Raw genomic sequence first — 17,085 nt, 5'->3', positions numbered from 1 at the left:
TCCGCCATGCTTGCTACCATGCAGCCCACACTAAGCCGAATCGACAGGGAGTGCATGAACCGCGGCCATCGACTGGAGCCCGATCTCTGGCTGGAACGTTATGGTACCTACCTGTTTCGCTATGCCCTGGCCACCTTGCGCGACGAGCGTCTGGCCGAGGATGCCGTGCAGGATTGCCTGCTCGCCGCCTGGCAGGCGCAGGCCGGTTTCGCCGGCCAGGCCAGCGAGCGCACCTGGCTCACCGGCATCCTCAAGCACAAGATCGTCGACATCGTGCGCCGCGACAGCCGGGAAAAACCCCTGGACAACATCGAGCCGGACAACCCCTATGGCGAGTTCGAGGCCGGTTTCGACCAGACCGGGCACTGGGCCCAACTCGTTGCCGAATGGGGCGATCCGGCGGCGGCCTTCGAGAGCAAGCGCTTCTGGCAGGTACTGGAGGCCTGCCTGTCGGCCATGCCCCGTCGGCTGGCCCAATTGTTCATGTTGCGCGAGGTGGTCGGCGCTGACAGTGCAAAAGTTTGTCAGGAACTCGATATCACGCCGACCAATCTATGGACGATGCTGTACCGCAGCCGGATGAGCCTGAGGCGTTGCCTTGAGCGAAACTGGGCTGGGGCGGAGGGGGCGTGATGCTCAGTTGCAAGGAGGTCAGTCTGCTGGTGTCGCAAGCGCGGGACCGCCGTCTGAGTTGGTCCGAGCGCTGGGGCGTGCGCCTGCACCTGTGGGTCTGCGAGCAGTGCCGGCGGTATCAGCGCCAGGTCGCCTTTTTCGGCTGGCTGGCGCAGAAGCTGGAAGCCGATCCCAGTCCGTTGACCGGCGCCGAACTGCCCGAGGCCGCGCGCGAGCGCATCCAGAAGGCGATCGAGGCCTGCCGGCATGAAGGTTGTCGTCATTGAAGCGTGTTTTTTCACCCAGCAACGAAGAGAGGAGCATTTGATGAAAACCAAGCAAACCACCCTGACCCTGGCCCTGGGCAGCGCGATCGCCGCCAGCATGGCGGCTGCCCCGACCTCGGCCGAAAGCGTGTTTTCCACCCAGCCCCTGAAAGGCGGCTACATGGTGGCCGAGTCCGGCAAAGCCCAGGGCGACGCCAGAAAGGCCGCGCAGGGCAAGACCACCACCGAAAAGGCCGCCGAGGGGAAATGCGCCGGCCAGACCAAGGCCAAGGAAGGCAACTGCGGCGCCAAGACCATGGGCAAGGGCATGGAAGGCAAGTGCGGCGAAGGCATGTGCGGCAACCAGCCCAAGGCGAAGACCAAGGCCAAGGCCGCCGAAGGCAAGTGCGGCAGCGGCGCCAAGGCCCAAGAGGGCAAGTGCGGCAGCAAGAAGTAACGCGGCATGACGGCTAAGCGGACCTTGCAAGGTGCCGGCCTCGGTTTTCGGCGGGAACTCATCCCCGCCCTGAAGGCCGGGGTGCCGTCCGCCATCGATTTCTTCGAGATCGCGCCGGAAAACTGGATCGATCTGGGCGGTGCCTATGCCCGCGACCTGCGCCGCTTCACCGAGCGCCACCCCTTCGTCTGCCACGGCCTGTCGCTCTCCCTGGGCGGCCCGGCGCCGCTGGACGAAGTGTTGCTGAAAAAGATCAAGGCCTTGATGGCCACGCACAAGATCGATCTTTACACCGAGCACCTGTCCTACTGCTCGGACGACGGCCATCTCTACGACCTCTTGCCCATCCCCTTCACCGAGGCGGCGGTGCGTTACGTCGCCGGCCGCATCCGTCGCACCCAGGACATCCTGGAGCGGCGCATTGCGGTGGAGAACGCCTCCTACTACGTGGCCGCACCCATCGCCGAGATGAGCGAGGTCGAGTTCATCCGTGCCGTGCTGGCCGAGGCCGACTGCGACCTGCACCTTGACGTGAACAACGTCTACGTCAACAGCGTGAACCACGGCTTCGACCCGGTTCAATTCCTGCGCGCCATGCCGGCCGAGCGCATCGTCTACCTGCACATGGCCGGCCATTACCAGCAGGCGCCCGACCTCATCATCGACACCCACGGCGCCGAGGTGATCGAGCCGGTCTGGCAACTGCTCGATACCGCCTATGCGCTGTTCGGGGTGGCGCCGACTCTGCTCGAACGCGACTTCAACATCCCGCCGCTGGCCGAGCTGGTGGCCGAGGTCGGGCGCATCGCCGCCTTGCAGGCCCGGCATGCCAAGACAGCCGCCGTCGCCTGACATGGACTTCCAGGATTTCCAAAGGGCCTTCACCGGCCACATCCGCGACCCGAAGGGCGCGCCCAGGCCCAAGGGCGTGCCGGCACGGCGCATGCGGGTCTACAGCGAGCTGCTCTACAACAACGTCGAGGGTTTCCTGCTCGCCTGTTTCCCGGTCTGCCGGGCCGTGCTCGGCCAGCGCAAGTGGAACCGACTGACGCGCGGCTTCTTCCGCGAGCATCGCAGCCACACCCCCTTCTTCCGCCAGATCCCCGACGAGTTCCTGAAGTACTTGCAGGATACCTGGCAGCGGCCGGACGACGTGCCCGAGTTCCTGCCGGAGCTGGCCCATTACGAATGGGTGGAGCTGGAACTGGCCACGTCCAACCGCGACGAGGCGATGCCGGCCTGTGCGCCCGATGGCGATCTTTTGGCCGGGCGGCCGCTGGTCAATCCGGTGCTGCAGGCGCTGGCCTATCGCTATCCGGTGCACCGCATCGGGCCGCGGTTCAAGCCGAAGGCCGCGCCGGCACTGCCGACCTTCCTGCTTGCCTGGCGCACGCCGGAATTCGAGGTGCGCTTCAGCGCGATCAATGCCGCGACGGCGCGCCTGCTGCAGCTGTTGTTGGCGGATGCCGGGCTGACCGGGCAGGCCGCTATCGAGCGGCTGGCCGCCGAGTGGGACCAGGTCGACCGGGCGGCCATGATCGGCTCCGGGCGACAGGCCCTGGTCGATTTGCGGGCGATGGGCGCCATCCTCGGCACCCGCGCTTGAGCCGGCGTCACAAAAACTTCACGAAATCGTCATACCATTCCCCCAACGATCAAACAGGGGGACGCATGTCTGCCAGCATTCTTGTCGTCGAAGACGAACCGGGCATCCAGGAACTGCTCAAATTTAACCTGGGCCAGCACGGTCACAAGGTCCAGGTCGCCAGCGACAGCGAAGAGGCCCTGCAGGCCATGCGCGGCGCCCTGCCCGACCTGATCCTGCTCGACTGGATGCTGCCGGGCATGGCCGGCGTCGATCTGGCCCGGCGTATCCGCGGCGACGGCCGGTTGAAGGACATCCCCATCATCATGCTCACCGCCCGGGCCGAGGAGGCCGACAAGGTGAAGGGCCTGGAGACCGGGGCCGACGACTACATCACCAAGCCGTTCAGCCCCAAGGAGCTGATGGCCCGAATCAAGGCCGTGCTGCGCAGGCGGGCGCCACAGATGACCGAAGATGCGGTCGAGATCGCCGGCCTCAGGCTCGATCCGGCCAGCCACCGGGTGTTCGGTCGCGAGCGGGCGATCGATCTCGGCCCCACCGAATTCCGCCTGCTCCATTTCTTCATGACCCACCCCGAGCGGGTCTATTCCCGCACCCAGCTGCTCGACCAGGTCTGGGGCGACCACGTCTTCGTCGAGGAACGCACGGTCGACGTCCACATCCGCCGCCTGCGCAGTGCCCTGGAGCCGACCGGCCACGATGGCCTGATCCAGACCGTGCGCGGCGCCGGCTACCGGCTGTCGGCCAGCTGACATAGAATCCTGGTTCCCAAAGCATCCAGGTTCGAAAAGCCGAACATGCTCGCCTTCTGGTGGCGCCCGCTGGTTTTCGCGGCCCTGCTCGCCCTGTTCGCTCTGCTGATCGGCGCCATCTTCGGCCGGGTCGGCGGCTGGATCGCGGTCTGCCTTGGGCTGGCCGGTCTGCTGCTGGTCCACCTCTACCAGCACTCCCGCCTGTTCGCCTGGCTGCTCAAGCCCGGCCGCACGCTGCCCAGCTCCGAAGGCCTTTGGGGCGAGACCTTCTATCGCCTGGACAAGCTGATGCGCAGCCACCTGGACACCGAACACCGGGTCAGCGCCGAACTCGACCAGATGCAGGAGGCGACCCGCCTGCTGCCCGACGGCGTGATCATCCTCGACACCCAGAACCGCATCCAGTGGTTCAACGAGGCGGCCCAGGCCATGCTGGCCCTGCGGCCGGAGCGCGACTTCGGACAGTTCATCACTTATTTGTTGCGTAGTTCCCGGTTCAACGAGTGGCTGTTGGGCGAGGAAAACGAAGTTTCGGCGGAGGCCCATGTCGGCGCAGCCGACGTGAAGCCCGCGTCAGCGGGCGGCCGCAGCCACTACACCCAGCCGCTGACCCTGCCCGCACCGGCGGCCAAGGAAAAGACCCTGAGCCTGCGCATGGTGCCGCTGTCGCACGAGCAGAAGATGCTGCTCGCCCACGACATCACCGAGATCGACCGGGTCGAGGCCATGCGCCGCGACTTCGTGGCCAACGTCTCGCACGAGCTGCGCACGCCGATCACCGTCATCGTCGGCTTCCTGGAAACTTTCGCCGAGATGGAAAAACCCGACCCGGCCCAGTTCAAGCAGCACGTCGCTCTGCTGCGCGAGCAGTCCGAGCGCATCCGCCGCCTGGTCGACGACCTGCTCACCCTGGCCCGACTGGAAAGCGACAACGACGTGCGCGACGCCCCGGTCGACGTGCCCGCCCTCTGCCGGCGCCTGCTGGAAGAGGCATGTTCGCTCAGCCACGGCCGGCACGACATCACTCTGGAGGCCGACTGCCGCGTCTGGCTGCTCGGCAGCGAACACGAGCTATACAGCGCCCTGACCAACCTGGTCAGCAATGCCGTGCGCTACACCCCGGAAGGCGGCCGCATCGCCATCCGCTGGCGCGAGCGGGAAGAAGGCGGCGCCGAGTTCTCGGTCACCGACAGCGGCGAAGGCATCGAGCCGCAGCACATCCCGCGCCTGACCGAACGCTTCTACCGGGTCGACCGCGGCCGCTCGCGCGCCACCGGCGGCACCGGGCTCGGGCTGGCTATCGTCAAGCACACCCTGCAACGGCACCAGGCCCGCCTGCGCATCGACAGTACGGTGGGCAAGGGCAGCACCTTCACCGCCTGCTTCCCGCCCGAGCGGGTCATCCCGCCGCTGCAGGCAGGCGTCGAGACAGCGCCGCAATCAAACGCGGCCTGATTGTCGTGTCCCCACGCGGCTTGCCTGCGCGTTGGGCCTGCGCCCAGATCGCCTCCGGAAAGTGCTTGTCGTCGGCAAAGCGCGGAATCACATGCCAGTGCACATGCGGCACCATATTGCCCAGACTGGCGAGGTTGATCTTGTCGGGCTGCATCACCTCTCTTACCGCTGACTCCACCGTGAACACCACGTCCATCAAGCGCTGCCGATCCTGTTCGGGCAGGTCGGTCATTTCTTTGATGTGGGCGTTGAGGATGACCCGGCAGAAGCCGGGGTAGGCGGGGTCGTTGACGAGGATGACTCGGCAGAAGGGGTCTTGCCAGAGGAGGTCTTGGTTTTCTTTGGTGCAGAGGGGGCAAATGGGCATAGATATGTACGAGTGAAGGTCTTATTTTGAGGTCTCTGTGTCGAGACAGTATTCGTCGCCATAAATTGATTGATATTTAATAATCAAGCGCGCTCTCTTGGTTGCATGCTCTACTTCTTCTGGCTTCGGCAAGTGCTCACCAATGAACTGCAACACCACTAAAGGCCGGTTTTCCTTTTCCGACATCATGTATCCATTTGCCACATAAGACACATGAGAATGGTAGTTGTATTGGGGAAATAGGATTTTGATGGCTTTGAGTAGTGGTTCTCCAGCTTCGCCGCTAATCGTTTGCCCGTCGACTTGAACAAAGAATAATTTAATTAAGGCCGGTCCAATTCCATTATTGATGAGATCAATTTGATATCGACTGGCATTGTCGTCTGAATGCGACCATGTTGTTAGGTGTGGTGTGACTGATAGCCTGTTATGGCGCCTTGCCACAGATGTTTGCCACCAAGTGATGCCAAATGCACACAGCGCAATAACTGCTGTAGCAATGTCGGCGATAGTTGCCCAGTCAATTCCACAATCTGTATCCATGGCCGTTACGCTCTAAACAAATAAGCTGTCTAGTTAGAGTGAAACGCAATCTGTCGAGACGCGCAACTCAAAAACGGTTCCAAATAATTGGTCCGCGGGGAAGGGGAGCTTTGTGTTCACGTCTGGCCTTCGGCCGGGGCCGCCCGGCAGCGGGCATACTTTCTTTGCTCGTGCAAAGAAAGTAGCCAAAGAAAGCACGCCCCGCTTCGCCGGCCTTCGGCTCCCCGATCTTGAGCCAAATGATTGGGCGGCTGCGTAACTCGCCCTTCGGGCTCAGACAGTACTCGCCGACATCCCCCAATCATTTGGCTCAAGATCGGCGGCTCAGAGGGGAGGGGTGAGTCAACTAACGTGCTGAATTCCCGCGAGCGGGAATGCCGTTTGTTTTGAGAGAGGGTCGGCGCGGTGCGCCGACCCTCTGTCTTTGGTCTTTAGGTTTTTTGTTTTGATTTTAATGTCCCCTCTGACGCCGCCGGTGACGATGGCGTCAGGCAGGGAAGCCGAAGGCCGGCGAAAGCTGTCTGAGCGAAGCGAGTTCTTTCGCCGCCTGCGTGGCGGCAGCGGCGCCGGGGTTTCGGCGGAAGCGGGGCGTGCTTTCTTTGGTTACTTTTCTTTGCACGAGCAAAGAAAGTGACGCGCTGCCGGGCGCCCCCGGCCGTAGACACAACGTGCACCTCTTTGTCTGCCTAAATTGCACGGCCCAACTCATGCGGTGTACGAACCCCGCATGACATCGGCTACTTGCAATCAAAATCCCAAGTGCAAGACCGAATCCACTTCACGCACCGCTCCCCCTCATAAACCACGCATTCGGGTTGGCAGCGCATGCATCCCGGTAGGCGGTCGCTGACATTCATCATGGGATTGACCTTGACGTCCTTGTTGAAGCGGGCAACTTCTTTGCCGGACTCGTCGACGATGGCCTTGCCGTCGGCGGAGATGCGCAGCATCACCTTCGGGGTTTCGAGTTGGGCCTTGGCGTTGTCGGCCAGGGCGGGGAGGCTGGCGAAGCCGAGGCTGAGGGCGAAGATGACGAACAACTGCCTTGCCAGATGCCGGATCATGATGGACTCCCTTGTGCGTGGTGGATGTTTCTTTCTAGCACAGGGGCTGCGCCGCACCGAGGCGGCGTGGCGCTAGGCGTTGCCCTTTTCCGCGGCGATCCTTCTCAGGGTCGGCACGGCCAGACCCGCCTGGTCGGCGTGCTGCAAGGCCCGTTTCAGGCGGGCCGGCGCGGTGCGGCCGGCGCAGGCGTGCAGGGGGTCGGCGTTGAAGGCTTCAAGCAGGCCCTGCATGAGCTTGAGCCGGTCCTGCTCGCGGCCGGTCAGCCAGTCTTGGATGTCGAGCACATCGGCGGCAACGGCCTCGGCCAGGTCACGATGTTGGTTCCAGAGGCCACCGACATCGCCGCCAACCACCAGGCCGGCGATGTTGCTGGTGAGGATATAGAGGTTCTTGCGCACCAGTTCCCACTCCAGGGCGGCGGCGTCGGCCAGGGTGCGGGCGGGCAGATCGAGGGCGCCCAGGGCCGTGACCAGACGGCCGGCGGCCGGGCCGAAGGCGGGCGAGGGCAACAGGGCCTTGGCGTCCATGCCCGTTTTCTTTTCGAACCAGACCGAGATGACCGTGGGCTCGACCAGCTTGTGGCCGATCCAGTCGCGCGGCAGCAGTTCGTTCTGCAACAGGCCGATGCGGCTTTTCCAAGTCGGCGGCAGGTTGGTGAGTACGCTGTGCAGATCGGCCTCGGCCACAGCGACCAGGACCAGTGCTGGTTCGGGCCATTTGGCGGCGACGATGTCCATGTCGTCGCCACGGTTGACCGGCACGACGGTGTGGCCGGTGCGCAATAAGCCGCCGGCGAAGACCCGGCCGAGCTGGCCCAGGCCGATGAGAACGATGCTCTTGTCCATGGCGATCCCCTTGTGCAATGAGGCGATTGTAAGGCCGCTTCCGACCCTTTGCTCAAGCCTAGTAGAATCATCGGCATTCATTTCGGGAGTAGCCTCATGCCGTTTACCGCACCTGCCATCAAGTCGTTCCAGCCGCCGCGCCGCACCCTGATGGGACCGGGGCCCTCCGATGTGCCCCAGCGCATCCTCGATGCCATGGCCCGGCCGACCATCGGCCACCTCGACCCGGCCTTCACCGACATGATGGAAGAGATCAAGCAGCTCTTGCGCTATGCCTTCCAGACTGGGAACAAGCTGACCTTTCCGGTCTCCGGTCCCGGCTCGGTCGGCATGGAGACCTGCTTCGTCAATCTGGTGGAGCCGGGCGACAAGGTCATCGTCTGCGTCAACGGCGTGTTCGGCGGTCGCATGGTGGAAAACGTCAAGCGCACTGGCGGCATCCCCGTGCTGGTGGAAGACGCCTGGGGCGAGCCGGTGAGCCTTAACAAGGTGGCCGATGCCTTCGCCGCCAACCCCGACGCCAAGGTGCTCGCCTTCGTTCACGCCGAGACCTCGACCGGTGCCCGGTCCGACGCCAAGGCCCTGGCCGAACTGGCCCGCAAGCATGGCGCGCTCACCATCATGGACTGCGTCACCTCGCTCGGCGGCATCCCGGTGCTGATCGACGCATGGGGCATCGACGCGGCCTATTCCGGCAGCCAGAAGTGCCTGTCCTGCACCCCCGGCCTGGCGCCGGTTACCTTCAGCGAGCGCGCCATCGCCAAGGTGCAGGCGCGCAAGACGCCGGTGCAAAGCTGGTTCATGGATTTGAACCTGGTGCTCGGCTACTGGAGCGGCGAGGGCCGCCGCACCTATCACCACACCGCGCCGATCAACCCGCTCTATGGCCTGCACGAGGCCCTGGTGATGCTGGCCGAGGAGGGCATCGAGAACGCCTGGGCGCGCCACCGCGCCATGCACGAGCGGCTGAAGGCCGGCCTCGCCAAGCTGGGGCTCAGGTTCGTGGTGGCCGAGGCTGCCCGCCTGCCCCAGCTCAACTCCCTCGCCATCCCGGCCGGCATCGACGATGCCGCCGCCCGCGGCCGCCTGCTCACGGAATTCAATCTGGAGATCGGCGCCGGCCTCGGCGCGCTCGCCGGCCAGATCTGGCGCATCGGCCTCATGGGCTACAGCGCCAAGCAGGCGAACGTCGACTATTGTCTGAAGGCGCTGGAGGCCGTGTTGGCCGTGGAGGCGCAGCCGGTCGCAGTCATCTGAACAGCAGCAGCGTGCCGCTGATCACCAGCAGCACGCTGATGCCACGTTTGAACCACTCTTGGTCGATACGCAGGTGGATGTGGCCGCCGAGGTAGAGGCTGACCGCCATTACCGGCAGCATCAGGGCGATCAACAGGCCGTTCTGCGGGCTGTACAGCCCGCTCGCCAGATAGCCGATCAGGCGGTTGGCGCCGTCGAGCATGAAGATGGTGGCGAAGGTCGCGCGGAACGCGGTCTTGTCCAGGCCGCGCAGGTGCAGGTAGACCACATAGAAGGGGCCGCCGGTGCCGAACAGGGTGCCGACCAGGCCGCCCAGGCTGCCGGCCGGTGCCGCCCAGAGCCGGCTATGGCCTTGGTGTGGCGCCGGCGCCAGCAGGGAATACACCGCATAGACGATGATCAGCGCGCCCATCACCCGGGTCAGCAGCGCGGCGTCCACCGTCTTGAACAAGTACAGTGCCGTGAGCACGCCGGCCAAAGTGAACGGCAGCAGCGGCAGGATTTCGCGCCAGACGATGGCGTGACGGTTCTTCAGGCCCTGGCTGGTGCTCGCCAGATAATCCAGCAGCACCACCATGGGCACCGCGCTGGCCAGCGGCACGCCGTCCAGCACCAGCAGCGGGATGGCGATCAGGCCCGAGCCGAAGCCGGCGACGCCGCGCACGACATAGGCGAAGGCGATGATCGCCGCGGCGTAGAGCAGATGCAGGTCGAAGGCGATCTCGAACATTCTGTTCACTCCACCCGGTTGGTCAGGATGCCGACGCCGTCGATCACCACCTGCACGGTGTCGCCGCTCTGGATCGGCCCGGCGCCGAGCGAGGTGCCGCAGCTGATGATGTCGCCCGGGCTCAGGCTCATGTCCTGCGAGATGCGGGCGACGACCTCGCGCGGCCGATAGAACATGTCGGCCACCGGATAGTTCTGTTTCTCCTCGCCGTTGACCAGCACCCGCACCGACAGGCCGTCCGGCTCGATGCCGGTGCGAATGCCGGGGCCGAAGGGGCCGAAGCTGTCGCAGCCCTTGGCCCGCGTCCACTGCACGAAGCTGGGGTCGCACTTGAGCCAGTCGCGGGCGGTGACGTCGTTCACGCAGGTGTAGCCGAAGATGTGCCCGGCGGCCTCGGCCACGCCAATGTTGCGGCAGGCCTTGCCGATGACGATGCCCAGCTCGCCTTCGAACACGATCTTGCCGTCATAGCCGGCCGGCCGGCGAATAGCCTCGCCCTCGGCCAGATAGCTGGTGTCGGCCTTGATGAAATACAGCGGGTGGGGCGGCTGGCTCAGGCCCTCGGCTTGGGCGCGCTGGTGGAAGTTGTTCCACAGGCCGATCAGCTTGCCCGGGGTCACCGGCGTCAGCAGCTTGACCGCGGTCAGGGGCAGGCGGACACCGGTGGCCAGCGGCCGGCCGAAGAGATCGCCGTCATGGACCTCGACTATATCGCCTTCCAGGGTGCCGATATGGGTCTTGCCTGCATGCGTGAAGCGAATCCAGTAGGCCATGATCTCCCCTATGTTTTGTTCGAGGCGCGTGTCGCCCAAGTTTAGACCAACCGGCCCCAAGCCGGGAACCGGCCGCGCTGCTTCAGCTTGAGGCGGGCTGGATGAAGGCATCCAGGGTATGGATCAGCTGCTCGATGTGCAGCGGTTTGGTCAGATAGGCATCGAAGCCGGCACCTTCGCCGCGTTTGACGTCGTCGGTGGTCGCGCTCGCGGTGAGGGCAATCACCGGCACGCCGGCCAGGCTGTCGAGGGCACGGATGCGCCGCAGGACCTCGAAGCCGTCCATGCCGGGCAGGCCGAGGTCGAGCAGGATCAGATCGGGCCGGTTTTGTGCCAGCAGCTCCAGCGCGGCCTCGCCCGAGGTGGCCAGCAGCACGGTCAGCTCGGGCCAGTGGTTGGCCAGGGTCTTTTCCACCAGCCGCATGTTGATCGCGTTGTCCTCGACATAAAGCACGGTGCCGCTACGGCGCACCGCCGGCGCCACCTTGGCCGACCCGGCCGTCGGACCGGCCGCGGGCGCCGGCTCGGCCGCGGCATGATCGAACTCGACCCAGAAGGTGCTGCCCTGGCCGAGGATGCTGTCCAGGCCGAGCGTGCCGCCCATCATCTCGGTCAGGCGCTTGGTGATCACCAGGCCGATGCCGGTGCCTTCCACCGGCCCCATCTCCGCGCCCAGCCGGTTGAAGGGCTCGAACAGCTCCTGCTGGCGCTCGGCCGGAATACCGGGGCCGGTGTCGGCCACGCTGATGCGCAGGCGGCCGTTCGGCATCGATTGGCAGCGTACCTGCACGCGGCCGTTGTCCCGGTTGTACTTGATGGCGTTGGAGCACAGGTTGAGCACGATCTGGCGCAAGCGGGTGAAGTTGGCGACCGCGGCCAAGCCGGCGCAGTCGTCGCTGGAAAACTCGATCTGGATGCCGCGTGCGCGCGCCAGGGGCAGCACCAGCGAGCGACATTCCTCGAACAGCTGGGCGACCGGCACCGTGCCGAGCGGGATGTCCAGGCGGCCGGCCTCGATCTTGGCCAGGTCGATGACATCGCTGATCAGGGCGAGCAGGTGGTTGCCGGCCTGGACGATCTCGCGGACGTTCTCCCGGTGTTCGGGATCGAGCTTGGGGTCGAGTTCGATCAGTTCGGCAAAGCCGATCACCGCGTTGAGCGGCGTGCGCAACTCGTGGCTCATGCTGGAGAGGAATTCCGATTTGGCCCGGCTTGCGCTTTCCGCCCGCTCCTTGGCCTCCTGCAGCTCCGCCACGGTGCGTTCCAGCTCGGCCGTGCGCTGCGCCACCAGCTGCTCCAGTTCTTCCCGGTATTGCTTGAGGCTGGCATCGCGCTGCTGCAGCTGGCGCAGCAACTCGTTGAAGCCGTCGGTGAGCAGGCCCAGTTCGTCCTCGGCCTCCCGCGTGGCACGGGCGCCGTAGTCGTGGGTGGTGGAGACCCGGCGCACGGTCTCGGTCAGGCGCATGATGGGCCCGGCCAGCATGCTGGCGAGCGGGTGAGAGATCAGCAGGGCCAGGACCAGGGCGGTGACCAGCACGATCAGGCTGATCAGGAGCACGCTGACGATCTGGGTGTAGAGCGGCGCCAGGCTGGTGGCCAGGACGAAAATGCCCAGGCGTTCGCCCTGGAACTCGACGACGCGGCAGAGCTGCATCTGGCCCAGGTCGAACCGGGTATAGGGGCAGCCGGCGAGCATCGCCGGCACGCTGCCATCCAGGGCGGCGTGCAGCGCCGCGCTGCCGCGGTAGGCCTGTTCGTTGAAGTAGTCGGCCAAGTGCCGGCCGTCATCGGTGTAGATGGCGGCGTAGAACACGTGCGCCTCCTGCCGCAGGGTGGACAGGGTCTGCCCGGCGGCCGAGCTGTCGCCGAACACGATGGCCGGCGCCAGGTTGTGGATCAGGATGGCCGACAGGCTGCTGTACTTTTCTTCCAGGCCGGCCTTGGCGTTGACCACGTCCTTCACCAGCGAGACGGCGGCGAACAGCCCGACCAGCGCGGTGCAGGCCAGCATGATGACCAGCCGCAGCTTTTTCTGGATGGGATAGGCCTTGAAGTCGGGCATGGCGGTCAGTCCGGATAGCTGGTGTATAGGGTACGCGCCAGCTTGAGCAAATGCGAACTCAATTTCAGGCCGGCCTGGTCTGCGGCCGCATGGCACCGATAAAGGCCACGTGGCATTGGCCGAGCTGCTGCAGGCCGGAGAGCCGCTGCACGGCCAGCCGGCGCTGATGCACGGTGTTGCCGACGATGCCGGCCAGCTGGCTGCCGAAGGGGTCTTCGCCCAGCACGCACAGCATCAGCTGTTCGCTCTTGGCCAGGGCGGCGGCCGGCCATTCGGTGAACTGGGCGAAGCGGTAGAGGAACACCGCCTTGAGCTGGTATTCGGCGCCGTCGGCCGCCCGCGCCGTCGCCTGGCCGAAGAGCGATCCGGCCAGCAGAACGGCAGCGAAGGCAACGACGGCCGAGCGCATGGTCAGAAGCGCCAGCGCGCCTGGGCGTAGAGGCTGCGCGGCACGTCGCTGGCCGCGCTGTCCTGGCCGGTGAACTCGAAGTGGCGATCGTCCAACAGGTTCTGGCCGACCAGGCTGAGTTCCAGGTCCTTGCGCGGCCGCCAGGCCAGACGCAGGTCGAGCCGGGTGTACGCCCCCACCGCATCGTTTTGCACGCGGCTGACGTAATACAGCATGGCGTCGAGGTCGAGCGCCGGCTGCAGTTGCCATTGCGAGTGCAGCTGGAACTGGTGTCGCGGCCCGCTGCCTTCGATCAGCGCCCGGCTCAGGCTGTCGCCGCTGCCCGGCTTGGGCCCGGCATCCAGTTGCAGCCGGGAGTAGCTGGCGCGCAGGCGCCAGTCCGGCGTCGCCTGCCAGACGCCGCTCAGCTCGAAGCCGTAGCTCTTGAGCCGGAACAGGTTGTCGAACACGTAGCGGGTGGCGCCGGCCGGCTCGAGCGAGCGGATATCGTCGTAGTCGTAATAGAAGGCGGCCGCATCGATATTCAGGTCGCCGTGCATCTGTTTACGCCAGCCCGCCTCGTAGGCGGTGAGCCGTTCCGAATCGAATGCCCGGCTGCCCTGGTAAGCCAGCGTCAGGAAGGGGGTCAGGTTGGTCAGCTTGAGGGTGATATCCCGGTCCGAGCGGGAAGGCGTGCGCACCGCGCGCGACCAGGCCGCCCACAGGGCCTGGCTGTCGTCCACCTGCCAGAGCAGGCGGGCGCTGGGCTGCGGTTCCATGCCGGTGTATTCGTTGTGCTCGAATTTGCTGCCAAGGGTCAGCGCAAGATCGGGTCGCAGCTTGATCTCGTCCTGCAGGAACAGGTTGTACAGTGCGGTGTCACCCTTGGGCTCGCTGAACGAGACGGTGTGCGAGCCGATGAGCTCGCCCGCGACCACCCGGTAGCCGCCGCCCCAGACGATCTCCTGGTTTTGTCCCAGGCGGAAGCGGTGCTGCAGGTCGAGGTCCCAGGTGTCGATGCGCTGGCGCAGCACGGCCTCGCGCCGCTCGGCGCGGTCGGCATAGAGCTGCACCTGCAGCTCGCCCTCGCCCAGCCGGCGCTGCCAGCGCGCCAGCAGATTGGCGCCATTCACCCGCGCCGTCTCCCGCACCAACACGTTGCCGATCACGGCCGGGGCGACCGTGACCGCGGTCTGGTCGACGTCGCCATCGTAGACATCGCCCTGCAGGCTGAACTGGTCGCGGCCGCTCAACGGGTTGTCCAGGCGGAAGCCGGCGCGCCGCATGGCCCAGCCGTCGTGGGCGTCCCGGCCTGGCGTGCCGATCGGGCTGCCGGCCTGATAGGGCGCGTGGTCGGTCAGCTCGAACGGCTCGCGCGCGTTCACCTTGGCGTAGCCGCGCAGATGCACGCCCTCGCCCAGGGTCAGGCCGTAGCGGAAGCTCGCCTCGTTGTCGTGGCTACCGGCGCGGATGCTGGCCAGGCCGCCCTGGGTGTCGGCCGCCTTCTTGGTGATGATGTTGATCACGCCGTTCACCGCGTTGGCGCCCCAGAGCGTGCCGCCCGGGCCGCGGATCACCTCGATCCGCTCGATATCCTCCAAGAGCGTGTCCTGCACGTCCCAGTAGACGCCGCCGAACAGCGGCGAATAAATGGTGCGGCCGTCCATCAGCACCAGAAGCTGGCCGGCCCAGCGCCCGCCCAGGCCGCGCACGCTGACCGACCACTTGTTGCCGTCGATCTGCGCCACGTGCACGCCGGGCGCCAGGCGCAGGGCCTCGGGCAGGCTGGTGAGGCCGGCACGCTGGATGTCCTCGGCGGTGATGACGGTGATGGCGGCCGCCGCCTCGGCCAGGCGCTGGCTCTTCTTGGCCACCGAGCTGATCTCGATGGCCATCAGCTCTTCCAGACTCAGTTGGGTGAGATCGGACGCGAGGGCATGGGCGTTGCCGGAAAAGGCGATGGCGCAGGCGGCGGCAAGGAGGCGTCGGGTCATGATCAAACGGAGATTTGAATTGCGATAGGGGTGTCCTATTTCACGGGCTCGGCCAGAGGCTGTCAAGCCAGGATCGGCCTGCCCCTGGCCGCAGCATCGGACAATAAAAAAGCCCCGCCGAAGCGGGGCTTTTGAGGGTGCAGGTCGGCTTGGGCGCCGATTTACATCATGCCCATGTCGCCCATGCCACCCATGCCGCCGGCCGGGGCCGCCGGCTTGTCTTCCGGATGCTCGGCCACCATGCAGTCGGTGGTGAGCATCAGGCCGGCCACCGAGGCGGCATTCTGCAGCGCGGTGCGGGTGACCTTGGTCGGGTCGAGCACGCCCATCTCGACCATGTCGCCGTACTCGCCGGTGCCAGCGTTGTAGCCGTAGTTGCCCTTGCCGCCCAGCACCTTGTTCACCACCACCGAGGCCTCTTCGCCGCAGTTATTGACGATTTGGCGCAGGGGCTCCTCGATGGCGCGCAGCACGATCTTGATGCCGGCGTCCTGGTCGTGGTTGTCGCCCTTGAGCTTGGCGATGGAGGAACGGGCGCGCAGCAGTGCCACGCCGCCACCGGGGACGATGCCCTCTTCCACCGCAGCGCGGGTGGCGTGCAGGGCGTCTTCCACGCGCGCCTTCTTCTCCTTCATCTCGACCTCAGTCGCGGCGCCGACCTTGATCACCGCCACGCCGCCGGCCAGCTTGGCCTTGCGCTCCTGCAGCTTCTCCTTGTCGTAGTCGCTGGTGGCCTCTTCGATCTGCTTGTTGATCTGGGCGATGCGCGACTTGATCGCGTCGGCGGAGCCGGCGCCGTCGATGATGGTGGAGTTTTCCTTGCCCACCTCGATGCGCTTGGCCTGGCCCAGGTCCTGCAGCGTGGCCTTCTCCAGCGACAGGCCCACTTCCTCGGCGATCACGGTGCCGCCGGTGAGGATGGCGATGTCTTCCAGCATGGCCTTGCGCCGGTCACCGAAGCCGGGGGCCTTGACCGCCACGGTCTTCAGGATGCCGCGGATGTTGTTCACCACCAGGGTGGCCAGGGCCTCGCCATCCACGTCCTCGGCGATGATCAAGAGCGGCCGGCCGGCCTTGGCCACCTGCTCCAGCACCGGCAGGAGGTCGCGGATGTTGGAGATCTTCTTGTCGTGCAGCAGGATGAAGGGGTTCTCCAACACGGCCATCTGCTTGTCCGGGTTGTTGATGAAGTAGGGCGACAGGTAGCCGCGGTCGAACTGCATGCCCTCGACCACCTCCAGCTCGTTCTGCAGGCCGGAGCCGTCCTCGACGGTGATCACGCCCTCCTTGCCCACCTTGTCCATGGCGTCGGCGATGATCTGGCCGATGCTGGCGTCGGCGTTGGCGGAGATGGCGCCGACCTGGGCGATCTCCTTGCTGGTGGTGCAGGGCTTGGAGATATTCTTCAGCTCGCCGACCAGGGTGGTCACGGCCTTGTCGATGCCGCGCTTGAGGTCCATCGGGTTCATGCCGGCGGCGACGAACTTCATGCCCTCGTTGACGATGGACTGGGCCAGCACGGTGGCGGTGGTGGTGCCGTCACCGGCCACGTCGGAGGTCTTGGAGGCGACCTCCTTCACCATCTGGGCGCCCATGTTCTCGAACTTGTCCTTCAGCTCGATCTCCTTGGCCACCGACACGCCGTCCTTGGTCACGGTCGGGGCGCCGAAGCTGCGCTCCAGCACCACGTTGCGGCCCTTGGGGCCCAGGGTGACTTTAACGGCGTCGGCCAGGATGTTGACGCCAGCGACCATGCGGTGACGGGCGGAATCGCCAAAACGTACGTCTTTAGCAGCCATTTGAAACTCCTTAACTCTTGTTCGTCATTCCCGCGAAGGCGGGAATCTAGTCATTGGGGGTTACTTCTAGTTCCGACATCACATCCGCTGCGCGGATAAGAGTCTTCACTGAAA

The 17,085-nt window shown here is 65.5% G+C and carries 18 protein-coding genes; 8 read left to right on the top strand and 10 right to left on the bottom strand.

Annotation, left to right across the window (positions count from 1 at the left end):
• Nucleotides 1-18: 18 nt before the first annotated feature.
• The 7 genes from EL388_RS12985 (at nt 19) to phoR (ending at nt 5,148) form a co-directional block, all read left to right on the top strand.
• Complete coding sequence (locus EL388_RS12985; RefSeq protein ID WP_232019134.1) at nt 19-633, top strand: sigma-70 family RNA polymerase sigma factor; 615 nt, start codon at nt 19-21, stop codon at nt 631-633.
• The gene (locus EL388_RS12980) at nt 633-899 is read left to right on the top strand and encodes a zf-HC2 domain-containing protein (RefSeq protein WP_126463807.1); all 267 of its coding nucleotides are present in this window, start codon (nt 633-635) and stop codon (nt 897-899) included. Before EL388_RS12985 ends, EL388_RS12980 begins: the two co-directional genes overlap by 1 nt.
• 40 nt (nt 900-939) lie before the next feature.
• Nucleotides 940-1,335, top strand: a complete 396-nt coding sequence (locus EL388_RS12975) for an HvfA family oxazolone/thioamide-modified RiPP metallophore (protein WP_126463806.1) — start codon at nt 940-942, stop codon at nt 1,333-1,335.
• A 6-nt stretch (nt 1,336-1,341) separates the two neighbouring features.
• Nucleotides 1,342-2,187: an HvfB family MNIO-type RiPP peptide maturase gene (locus tag EL388_RS12970; protein WP_126463805.1), complete on the top strand. Its 846-nt coding sequence runs from the start codon at nt 1,342-1,344 to the stop codon at nt 2,185-2,187.
• Entirely contained in the window at nt 2,162-2,941 is a 780-nt protein-coding gene (locus EL388_RS12965) for an HvfC family RiPP maturation protein (protein ID WP_126463804.1), read from the top strand. Before EL388_RS12970 ends, EL388_RS12965 begins: the two co-directional genes overlap by 26 nt.
• A 65-nt stretch (nt 2,942-3,006) precedes the next feature.
• Nucleotides 3,007-3,693, top strand: coding sequence for a phosphate regulon transcriptional regulator PhoB (phoB, locus tag EL388_RS12960; RefSeq protein ID WP_126463803.1), 687 nt, complete (start codon nt 3,007-3,009; stop codon nt 3,691-3,693).
• Nucleotides 3,694-3,738: 45 nt separating this feature from the next.
• Nucleotides 3,739-5,148 (top strand): phosphate regulon sensor histidine kinase PhoR, encoded by a 1,410-nt coding sequence (gene phoR / locus EL388_RS12955; protein ID WP_126463802.1) that lies wholly within the window; start codon nt 3,739-3,741, stop codon nt 5,146-5,148.
• Here phoR and EL388_RS12950 read toward each other — a convergent pair.
• The 4 genes from EL388_RS12950 to EL388_RS12935 all read right to left on the bottom strand — a co-directional run bounded on the left by EL388_RS12950 (nt 5,093) and on the right by EL388_RS12935 (nt 7,968).
• Nucleotides 5,093-5,515, bottom strand: coding sequence for an HIT family protein (locus EL388_RS12950; protein ID WP_126463801.1), 423 nt, complete (start codon nt 5,513-5,515; stop codon nt 5,093-5,095). The two genes, phoR and EL388_RS12950, sit on opposite strands and share 56 nt — an antisense overlap.
• 21 nt (nt 5,516-5,536) lie before the next feature.
• Nucleotides 5,537-6,058 (bottom strand): hypothetical protein, encoded by a 522-nt coding sequence (locus EL388_RS12945; RefSeq protein ID WP_126463800.1) that lies wholly within the window; start codon nt 6,056-6,058, stop codon nt 5,537-5,539.
• Nucleotides 6,059-6,795: 737 nt separating this feature from the next.
• On the bottom strand, nt 6,796-7,122 hold the full coding sequence (locus EL388_RS12940) for a hypothetical protein (RefSeq protein ID WP_126463799.1): 327 nt from the start codon (nt 7,120-7,122) through the stop codon (nt 6,796-6,798).
• 72 nt (nt 7,123-7,194) lie between these two features.
• A complete protein-coding gene (locus EL388_RS12935; RefSeq protein WP_126463798.1) occupies nt 7,195-7,968 on the bottom strand; it encodes a Rossmann-fold NAD(P)-binding domain-containing protein in 774 nt (257 codons plus the stop codon).
• A gap of 96 nt (nt 7,969-8,064) precedes the next feature.
• Between EL388_RS12935 and EL388_RS12930 the strand changes: the two genes are divergently transcribed.
• Nucleotides 8,065-9,225, top strand: coding sequence for a pyridoxal-phosphate-dependent aminotransferase family protein (locus EL388_RS12930; protein ID WP_126463797.1), 1,161 nt, complete (start codon nt 8,065-8,067; stop codon nt 9,223-9,225).
• Here the strand turns inward: EL388_RS12930 and EL388_RS12925 are convergent.
• From EL388_RS12925 to groL, 6 genes are all read right to left on the bottom strand, one after another.
• Complete coding sequence (locus EL388_RS12925) at nt 9,218-9,955, bottom strand: sulfite exporter TauE/SafE family protein (protein ID WP_126463796.1); 738 nt, start codon at nt 9,953-9,955, stop codon at nt 9,218-9,220. The two genes, EL388_RS12930 and EL388_RS12925, sit on opposite strands and share 8 nt — an antisense overlap.
• Before the next feature lie 5 nt (nt 9,956-9,960).
• Complete coding sequence (locus EL388_RS12920) at nt 9,961-10,728, bottom strand: fumarylacetoacetate hydrolase family protein (RefSeq protein ID WP_126463795.1); 768 nt, start codon at nt 10,726-10,728, stop codon at nt 9,961-9,963.
• 82 nt (nt 10,729-10,810) lie between these two features.
• Entirely contained in the window at nt 10,811-12,790 is a 1,980-nt protein-coding gene (locus EL388_RS12915) for an ATP-binding protein (protein WP_126463794.1), read from the bottom strand.
• 64 nt (nt 12,791-12,854) lie between these two features.
• The gene (locus tag EL388_RS12910; RefSeq protein ID WP_126463793.1) at nt 12,855-13,199 is read right to left on the bottom strand and encodes a YfiR family protein; all 345 of its coding nucleotides are present in this window, start codon (nt 13,197-13,199) and stop codon (nt 12,855-12,857) included.
• Between the two features lie 2 nt (nt 13,200-13,201).
• A complete protein-coding gene (locus tag EL388_RS12905; protein WP_126463792.1) occupies nt 13,202-15,172 on the bottom strand; it encodes a TOL_0244 family TonB-dependent receptor in 1,971 nt (656 codons plus the stop codon).
• 161 nt (nt 15,173-15,333) lie between these two features.
• Nucleotides 15,334-16,971: a chaperonin GroEL gene (gene groL, locus EL388_RS12900; RefSeq protein WP_126463791.1), complete on the bottom strand. Its 1,638-nt coding sequence runs from the start codon at nt 16,969-16,971 to the stop codon at nt 15,334-15,336.
• Nucleotides 16,972-17,085: the final 114 nt, after the last annotated feature.

The organism is Sulfuritortus calidifontis, from assembly GCF_003967275.1.
GTDB classification, from domain to species: domain Bacteria; phylum Pseudomonadota; class Gammaproteobacteria; order Burkholderiales; family Thiobacillaceae; genus Sulfuritortus; species Sulfuritortus calidifontis.
The sequence above is the reverse complement of the archived record's forward strand: the minus strand, read 5'-3'. Positions and strand labels throughout refer to the sequence as shown.